This window comes from Burkholderia sp. Tr-20355, assembly GCF_017104685.1.
Taxonomy (GTDB): Bacteria; Pseudomonadota; Gammaproteobacteria; order Burkholderiales; family Burkholderiaceae; genus Burkholderia; species Burkholderia seminalis.
On record NZ_JAAGPK010000235.1, the window covers coordinates 1 to 9,107 of the forward strand.

Annotated in this window: 7 protein-coding genes; 6 read left to right on the top strand and 1 reads right to left on the bottom strand. The window is 63.3% G+C overall.

Annotated features, from left to right (window positions below; translation table 11 throughout):
* A partial coding sequence (locus G3N62_RS32630; protein ID WP_206141435.1) for a GNAT family N-acetyltransferase occupies positions 1-635 on the bottom strand: 635 nt, incomplete at its 3' end.
* Between the two features lie 281 nt (positions 636-916).
* Between G3N62_RS32630 and G3N62_RS32635 the strand changes: the two genes are divergently transcribed.
* The 6 genes from G3N62_RS32635 to G3N62_RS32660 form a co-directional block, all read left to right on the top strand.
* Positions 917-1,222, top strand: a complete 306-nt coding sequence (locus G3N62_RS32635) for an NIPSNAP family protein (protein ID WP_049028850.1) — start codon at positions 917-919, stop codon at positions 1,220-1,222.
* 320 nt (positions 1,223-1,542) lie between these two features.
* Positions 1,543-2,193, top strand: coding sequence for an NAD(P)H-dependent oxidoreductase (locus tag G3N62_RS32640; protein ID WP_034185998.1), 651 nt, complete (start codon positions 1,543-1,545; stop codon positions 2,191-2,193).
* A gap of 238 nt (positions 2,194-2,431) precedes the next feature.
* A complete protein-coding gene (locus G3N62_RS32645; RefSeq protein WP_006480563.1) occupies positions 2,432-2,650 on the top strand; it encodes a hypothetical protein in 219 nt (72 codons plus the stop codon).
* 95 nt (positions 2,651-2,745) lie between these two features.
* Entirely contained in the window at positions 2,746-3,648 is a 903-nt protein-coding gene (locus G3N62_RS32650; RefSeq protein WP_034185997.1) for a hypothetical protein, read from the top strand.
* Between the two features lie 318 nt (positions 3,649-3,966).
* Positions 3,967-4,305, top strand: a complete 339-nt coding sequence (locus tag G3N62_RS32655) for a hypothetical protein (RefSeq protein WP_034185996.1) — start codon at positions 3,967-3,969, stop codon at positions 4,303-4,305.
* 1,017 nt (positions 4,306-5,322) lie between these two features.
* The coding region (locus G3N62_RS32660) for an ESPR-type extended signal peptide-containing protein (protein ID WP_277399658.1) at positions 5,323-9,107 on the top strand (3,785 nt) is incomplete at its 3' end.

The window sequence follows — 9,107 nt, forward strand, 5'->3', positions numbered from 1 at the left end:
TCAAGACGCCGCACGGCCGCGACCCGTGCGGCCAGCCGCGACACCGGCGACACACGCCGCGCAACGTGCGCGACGGGCCGCTTGCAGAGAATCGCGCTGTCGTAGCGCTTGCCGGCAAAACGCATCACGTCGACGACCTCGAAGCCCTGCGCGCCGTAGAACGCCAGCAAGTGCGCGGCGGGATGCGGCGTATCGAGTGCGAGCAGCGTGTAGCCGCGCAACGCGGCCCACTGCTCCGCGAACGACAGCAGCAACGCGCCGATCCCGCGGCTTTGACAATCGGGGTCCACCGCCACCTGGCGCACGCTCGCGACGCCTTCGCGCCGGTACAGCGAGCATGCCGAGGACGGATCGGTCGCATACAGCGTCGCGGTGCCGACGACGCGCCCGCCACGGACGGCGACGTAGCACTCGCCGGCTTCCGCGCGGCGGCGCGTGACGTCCTCGTCCTGATCGACGCACGTGCAGTTCAGCCCCATCGCGCCGAGCCGCGCGAAGGCGCGATGCAGCATCGGCGTGAGTTGCGCATAGCTGTCGAATGCCGGATCGAAACGCCGTACGACCACCCGGTCGGCGCTCACGAAAGGCGGCGCGACGGAAGGACGTTCGGCGATCGCATTCCAGGGTATCGACATGGCCATGCTCCGTGATGGGGATGCCCGAAGTCTATGAGCGCGCCAGCCGCTGTCGCAAGAAAAAATGTCGTAAAAGTTTGGGGAAGCGGGCGTGGCGGACGCGATGAAAAAGGTACGTCCCGCAACGCCGCACGTGTCGTTGCAAACCCCTGAAATCACACCGATCGTTGTTCGCGCAAGCACCCCGTCACGCGGCGATATCGATGCCGGGCACGCATGCCGTTGACACGTGCGGCGACGCGCTCCAGACTCGCTGCTCCCATACCGCAATGCGAGTGTTCATGGTCACCTGCTTCCTTCGCTACGTCATCGATCCGTACAAGCTCGCCGAGTTCGAAACCTACGGCAAGATGTGGATTCCGCTCGTCGAAAAGTTCGGCGGCACGCATCACGGCTACTTCCTGCCGTCCGAAGGCGCGAACGACATCGCGCTCGCGATGTTCTCGTTCCCGAGTCTCGCCGAATACGAGCGCTACCGCGAACGCTCGATGGAGGATCCGGCCTGCCAGGCCGCGTTCCGCTACGCGGAGGAAACGCGCTGCATCGTCCGCTATGAGCGCAGCTTCTTCCGGCCGGTATTCGAATAACGCGTCACGACCGAAAGCATCGCGCCCCGTTTTCCGGCCATCCTCGATGAACCAAAAAAAAAAGCCCCGCCTGCATCCGCGCGGCGGGGCCAACCCATGTCAGTAGAGACATCATGGAGGAGACGGATTCATCTTATCGACCTTGGCGCACCGTCCCAACCAAGCATTTCTGCTATCGATTTGCGCGGCCTCGCACACGTTTGCCCCGTCGCGCGGCATATCGATAGAACGAAAAGTCGTTTTCAGAGTGGCGGCGGGGTCGTTACCATCTGGTTTTAAGCCTGTGCTTAGCCGGGCAAGCCATCCCCCAGGAGCGCCCCTTGACTGCATTCGATCAACACCGCCGCCCGTTCGTCGTCGGTATCGGCGGCACCACCCGAGCCGCGTCGTCCACCGAACGCGCGCTGACGTTCGCGCTGCGCGGTGCACAGGCTGCCGGCGCACGAACGCGCCTGTTCGACGGCCCGTTCCTGCATACGCTGCCGCACTACGCCCCCGAACACAAAACGCTGACCGACGCGCAGCGCGAACTGATCGACGCCGTGCGCCAGGCCGACGCGATCATCATCGCGACGCCCGGCTATCACGGCGGCGTCTCCGGTCTCGTGAAGAACGCGCTCGACACGCTCGAGGAACTGCGCGCCGACGAACGCCCCTATCTCGACGGCCGCGCGGTCGGCCTGATCGTCACCGCTTACGGCTGGCAGGCGGCCGGCACCGTGCTCACGTCGGTGCGGTCGATCGTCCATGCGCTGCGCGGCTGGCCGACGCCGTTCGGCGCGACCGTGAACACGCTCGAAACACGCTTCGAAAGCGCCGACGACTGCTCGGATCCGAAAGTCGCCGCGCAGCTCGAGACGGTCGGCGCGCAAGCGGCCGAGTTTGCGCTCGCCTTCGCATCGCATCGGGCGGCGTCGCACGCGGCATCGGTCGATGCGCTCGCCCCCGTGCTGAAGATCGCCAACCAGTAATCTCCGCCGCCTTACGTCGCGCGCGCCCGGCCGACAAGGTTCGACGGGCGCGCGCGGCGCGTTTTCCGATGCGCGACCGCCGGCCGCGCACGCCGTCGTCTCCCCTGCGTCGCCCTTCCCCCGCGTCCCCCTTCGATAACGATTCGGCCTGCCGCGTGATTAGCATTGGCCGAAAGATTGGTTCACGGCGCCGGCAGGTTTTCGTACGCTGAAAGTCCGAACTTTCTCCGCGCATGCCATGAACCGTACGATCCGCTACAAGGGCTATGAAGTCGCTCCCGCCGCTGCCCGGTTGCCGAACGGGCTGTTCGCCGCCAACCTGACGATCGAGCGGGCGAGCGGCGGGCCGTCGCCGCGCTCCGTGTCGTTCGATGCAATCGATTTCTTCTTCGAGGAGGAGCACGCGCTCGCCTATGCGTCGCGCTGGGGCCGCCTCTGGGTCGACACCAACGCGTGACGTCCGCCGGGCCGGCGTGCATATGGCCACTCGAAAATACGCGATTACGGAAGCTGTGCAAGAATCTTTCGATCCGCAATCGCATAACAATAGCCATGAGTGACACGCTGCAGGAAGAGCACGCAGCCGCAGATCACGCAATGCGCAACTGGACCTTCGAGAGGCAAGGTCCGGTCCGGATCGGTTCCGATGCGCACATGCAGATGTTCTGCCGCATGCTGCTCGACACACACAATCCGTACAAGCCGGCCGTGATCGACTGGCCGCCGCTCAAGCCCGACGAACTTCGGCGGCTCACGTCGCTGCCGATCTGGGACATCGCGGTGCAAACCGAAGGCCGTGCGTCGATCCGCGTCGCGACCTACGCGGCGACGGTCGGCGATCCGCTGCTGCGCCGCGCGCTCGAGATGGACGGCAACGAGGAAGCCCGCCACAAGGTCGTGCTGTCGAAGCTCGTCGAGGCTTACGGCATCCGGCTCGCGCCGGAGCCGCCCTACCCGGCGCCGACCGATCCCGAATGGTCGTGGATGATGACGGGCTTCAGCGAATGCATCGACAGCTTCTTCGCATTCGGCCTGTTCCGCTCCGCGCAGCGCTCCGGTTATTTCCCGCCCGAGCTCGTCGACACCTTCGAGCCCGTGATCCAGGAAGAAGGCCGCCATATCCTGTTCTTCGTGAACTGGTATGCGTGGTACTGGCGCACGATGCCGTGGTGGCGCCGGCCGTGGTTCTTCGCGCGTGTCGCGGCGGTGTGGGTGCAATTGATTCGCGACCGCATGAACATCGCGCGCGGCATCGATGCGAATGGCGCCGCGCGCGACGCGAACTTCCCGGCGACCGGCACCGCGGATATCGGCGACGCGCTGAACCCGCGCGAGCTGATCGAGCTGTGTCTGGCCGAGAACGACCGGCGGATGGCCGGGTACGACGAGCGCCTGCTGCGCCCGATGTTCGTGCCGCGCATGGCGCGGTTCGCGCTGCGGTTTCTGAAGAAGTAAGACCGGAGGATTGCCCGGTTGCCGGGTCCGGCAACCGGCGATCGCCGCGTCTGCGGAACACCGTCACAGGCACGCTCGAGGTTCGCAAATGCCGCCCCTCGGCCGGCACTCGCTACCGCTACGACCGAATCGCTTTCAGGCCCTGCATTTTCTTGACATGCGTCGTCACGCCAACGTACGTTATGTTGCGCGATGACAGGCCGGCGCTGGCCGTACCGGGGATGTCGCCGCACGCGTCGCGACAGGGCTGACGGTTCGTGAGTCAGGCCATGGCGCGGCCGGATCGTCAAGCCTCCCATATACTACTCAGGATTCCAAATGAAATCGATTTCCCATGCCGTGGCCGGGATCGTCCTTGCCGGCGCCGCCGGCACCACATTCGCCGCCGGCTCCTCCATCTCGTTGCAATGCAGTTCGCCCTCCGGTGGCCAATGCACCGCCACCGGCACGACAACGCCTTTGAACATCCCGTCGACGAACCTTGTCTTCATGTGGCAAGGCCGCAATATCACGATGACTCCAATCGACGCGCATACGGTCAACGTTCAGTGCCTGACCAATCAGGCCGGGTTGCTGACCGCGCTGGCCGGATCGAGTGCGACGCAGGGGCCGTCCGCCACCGTGGCCATCGACTGTACGCCCGCAGTGAGACCGTGACGGCGGCCGCGCTCGTTCGGCAAGTCGGCATGTAGACACAAAGGATCGCCCGTGCTTCCGGGACGGGGCACGGCATCGAACCCGCGTTGTTCCGCCTTGGCCAGCAGTTGTCGGTTTGAAGCTTCGACGCGTCGAGCGCGCGTAGCCGCCATATGTCGCGTCCCCGACACAGGTGTACCCGCCCTTTTTTATGCGGCACACGGGCCAATTGTCACCCCTGATCTGACAATTTGGGGGGCCCTGCCGACATGCCCTGCCGGCGCGTTCAACAATCTGTCGTTACCCGACAGGAGACCGCCACAGGGCGGCCTCCCGCCGATTGTCCCGCCCATCCCGCTCCACTTACACGCCGATATCGTCAATAGGACAAATCCGAAAAAGAATGCTTGGGCGCTGATCAATTGCTCCGTAGCACTTTTTTACAACTTTGGCGAACCTGCCGGCCCGGAACGCCCGTCAGACGGGCACCGGCGTCGGCCAGGATGCGCAATTCAGCACAGTCGGATATTCAATATTTTCAATTAAATTGATTTTCACGAAATCAATTAAAATAAAAATCAATTTGAGATAAATCTCAAATTAACAGGTTAACAAGATTTCAAAGACATTATCCATCGGCCGGCAAATAAATCTTACATTGCTGAAAGAATTTACTGATGCGCAAACGTTTGCTATTTCATTTGTCTTACTTTTGAGGCGTTCGCTTGTGTAACCCAGCCCACACAACAAGTGTAAGTACATGATTTTCATACAAAAATAATGACAACCCCAAGCAAGCCAGAACCCAACGAGACACATTCTTACATCTTTCAAAATCATTCTTCATTGACACACGGAAACACGGTTCATTAACCATCTTTTAACTTTCAAAACCGCCTATTTATCACTTTTTATCAATCTATAAAAACCACCTCCAATAAACTCCGCCCATCAATTTTGAGATTCGCGCGAGCGCACGGAGCATTCCTCTAACAAAAGAGACCGGTGTGTGGCGTGCACATTTGGAGGTAGCAGGACATGAACCGCACATACCGCTCGATCTGGAACGAAGCTCTTGGCGCCTGGGTCGCGGCATCGGAACACGATTCGGCCCGGGGCAAGCCGAACAAGTCGGCCGTCGTGAAGGCCGTTGCAGCCGCCGTTCTCGTCGCGGGGGCGGGCGTCGCGCATGCGCAGTATGTAGCAGGCAACGGCGGGGGCGGCGTCTCCGCAACGGGCGCACAGGCGATCGCAATTGGCGGTAACAACGGGAGCACCACGACGGCCAGTGGTTCGACGTCGATTGCAATCGGCGCGAACGCAACGGCGTCGGGCAACTATTCGCAGGCTTTCGGTCAGGCCACGACGGCGACCGGCGCAAGCGCGATCGGTATCGGCTCGGGCGCAAAGGCGCTGAACACGGGGGCGACGGCGGTCGGCAACGACTCCACGGCGTCGGGCAGCAGTTCGATCGCAATCGGCGGCGGCAACAGTTCGGGCTCGGGCGGTGCCGTTGCAGCCGGCACCAACGCCATTGCTTTGGGCCGCTTCTCCAACGTCAACTCGGCAACGACGTCGGGTATCGCGATCGGCTCGAACGCGGTCGTCACGTCGGCAGGCACCAACGGCACGGCACTTGGTTCGGCGGCCACCGCGGCCGGCTCCGGCGCGTCCGCCATCGGCAATGCCGCGACGGCAACCGGCACCAACGCCCTGGCACTCGGCGGCACGGCCAACTACGCGTCCAGCGTCGCGATCGGTGCAGGCAGCGTGACCGGCGCTGCGGCACCGAGCGGGACGGGCTACCTCACCGGCAGCGCCGCACCGCTGTCGGAAGTGTCCGTCGGCAGTTCGACGGCACTGCGCCGCATCACCAACGTCGCCGACGGCTCGGCACCGCAGGACGCGGTCACCGTCGCCCAGCTCAGCACCGGCATGAGCACGACCACGAGCGCGATCGGCAGCCTGTCGACTTCGACGTCGACCGGCCTTTCGTCGGCGAATAGCTCGATCCGTTCGCTGTCGACTTCCACGTCAACCGGCCTCTCGTCGGCCAACAGCTCGATCACTTCGCTGTCGACGTCGACCTCGACCGGCATCAACTCGTTGTCCACGGGCATCAGCTCGGCAAACAGCTCGGTTACGTCGCTTTCGTCGTCCACGTCGACGGGTCTGTCGTCAGCTAACAGTTCGATCACGTCGCTGTCCACCTCGACCTCGACCGGCATCAACTCGTTGTCCACGGGCATCAGCTCGGCAAACAGCTCGGTTACGTCGCTGTCGTCGTCCACGTCGACGGGGCTGTCGTCAGCTAACAGTTCGATCACGTCGCTGTCCACGTCGACCTCGACCGGCATCAACTCGTTGTCCACGGGCATCAGCTCGGCTAACAGCTCGGTTACGTCGCTGTCGTCGTCCACGTCGACGGGGCTGTCGTCAGCTAACAGTTCGATCACGTCGCTGTCCACGTCGACCTCGACCGGCATTAACTCGTTGTCCACGGGCATCAGCTCGGCTAACAGCTCGGTCACGTCGCTTTCGTCGTCCACCTCGACGGGCCTGTCGTCGGCCAACAGCTCGATCACCTCGCTGTCGACCTCGACCTCGACCGGCATTAACTCGTTGTCCACGGGCATCAGCTCGGCCAATAGCTCGGTCACGTCGCTTTCGTCGTCCACCTCGACGGGTCTGTCATCGGCCAACAGCTCGATCACTTCGCTGTCGACCTCGACCTCGACCGGCATCAACTCGCTGTCCACGGGCATCAGCTCGGCCAATAGCTCGGTCACGTCTCTGTCGTCGTCCACGTCGACCGGCCTCTCGTCGGCCAACAGCTCGATCACTTCGCTGTCGACCTCGACTTCGACTGGCATCAACTCGTTGTCCACGGGCATCAGCTCGGCAAACAGCTCGGTCACGTCTCTGTCGTCGTCCACGTCGACCGGCCTCTCGTCGGCCAACAGCTCGATCACTTCGCTGTCGACCTCGACTTCGACCGGCATCAACTCGTTGTCCACGGGCATCAGCTCGGCAAACAGCTCGATCACCTCGCTGTCGACCTCAACCTCGACCGGCATCAACTCGTTGTCCACGGGCATCAGCTCGGCCAATAGCTCGGTCACGTCGCTTTCGTCCTCCACGTCGACCGGCCTTTCGTCGGCCAACAGCTCGATCACCTCGCTGTCCACGTCGACCTCGACCGGCATCAACTCGTTGTCCACGGGCATCAGCTCGGCAAACAGCTCGGTCACGTCTCTGTCGTCGTCCACGTCGACGGGTCTGTCGTCGGCCAACAGCTCGATCACCTCGCTGTCGACCTCAACTTCGACCGGCATCAACTCGCTGTCCACGGGCATCAGCTCGGCTAACAGCTCGGTTACGTCGCTGTCGTCGTCCACGTCGACGGGCCTCTCGTCGGCCAACAGCTCGATCACGTCGCTTTCGACCTCCACGTCGACGGGTCTGTCATCGGCCAACAGCTCGATCCTGTCTCTGTCCACGTCGACCTCGACCGGTATCTCGTCGCTGTCCACCGGTCTCAGCTCCTCCACCAGCTCGATCACCTCGCTGTCCACGTCGACCTCGACCGCGATCGAAGCCGCCAAGACGCATTACTACAGCGTCAACGACGGTGGTACGCAACAGGCCAACTACAACAACAACGGCGCGACCGGCGTCAATTCGCTCGCCGCCGGCGTGGCCGCCAGCGCCGCGGGTACGAGCAGCGTCGCAGTCGGCGACACCGCGAACGCGAAGGCAAACGGTGCAGTCGCAATCGGCCAGAACGCGACGGCCAACAACGCCGGCGACGTTGCACTCGGCAGCGGCTCCACGACGGCGGCGCCGAACCCGACGCCGACCGGCACTGTCGGTGGCGTAACGGCGACGTTCCAAGGCGGCAATCCGACCAGCGTGGTCAGCGTGGGTGCGCCTGGCGCCGAGCGTCAGGTGACCAATGTCGCGGCCGGTCGGATCGCCGCGAACAGCACCGATGCGATCAACGGCTCGCAACTCTACGCTACCAATTCGGTCGTGGACTCGCTGTCGACGACGGTGTCGACGTCGGGCAGCGCCATCGCGTCGCTGTCGACCGGTATCACGTCGCTGTCGACGGGCCTCAGCTCGACCAACAGCTCGGTTACCTCGCTGTCGACGTCGACGTCGACGGGCCTCTCGTCGGCCAACAGCTCGATCACTTCGCTGTCCACGTCGACCTCGACGGGTCTGTCGTCGGCCAATAGCTCGATCACTTCGCTGTCCACCTCGACCTCGACCGGCTTGTCGTCGGCCAATAGCTCGATCACCTCGCTGTCGACCTCGACGTCGACCGGCCTGTCGTCGGCCAATAGCTCGATCACTTCGCTGTCGACCTCGACGTCGACGGGTCTGTCCTCGGCGAACAGCTCGATCACGTCGCTGTCGACCTCGACGTCGACGGGTCTTTCGTCGGCCAATAGCTCGATCACCTCGCTGTCGACTTCGACCTCGACTGGCCTCTCGTCGGCGAACAGCTCGATCACGTCCCTGTCCACGTCAACGTCGACGGGCCTGTCGTCCGCGAATAGCTCGATCACGTCGCTGTCGACCTCGACCTCGACCGGTCTCTCGTCGGCTAACAGCTCGATCACCTCGCTGTCGACTTCGACCTCCACCGGCCTGTCCTCGGCGAATAGCTCGATCACTTCGCTGTCCACCTCGACTTCGACCGGCTTGTCGTCGGCAAACAGCTCGATCACTTCGCTGTCCACGTCGACCTCGACGGGTCTGTCGTCGGCGAACAGCTCGATCACCTCGCTGTCGACTTCGACCTCGACCGGCCTGTC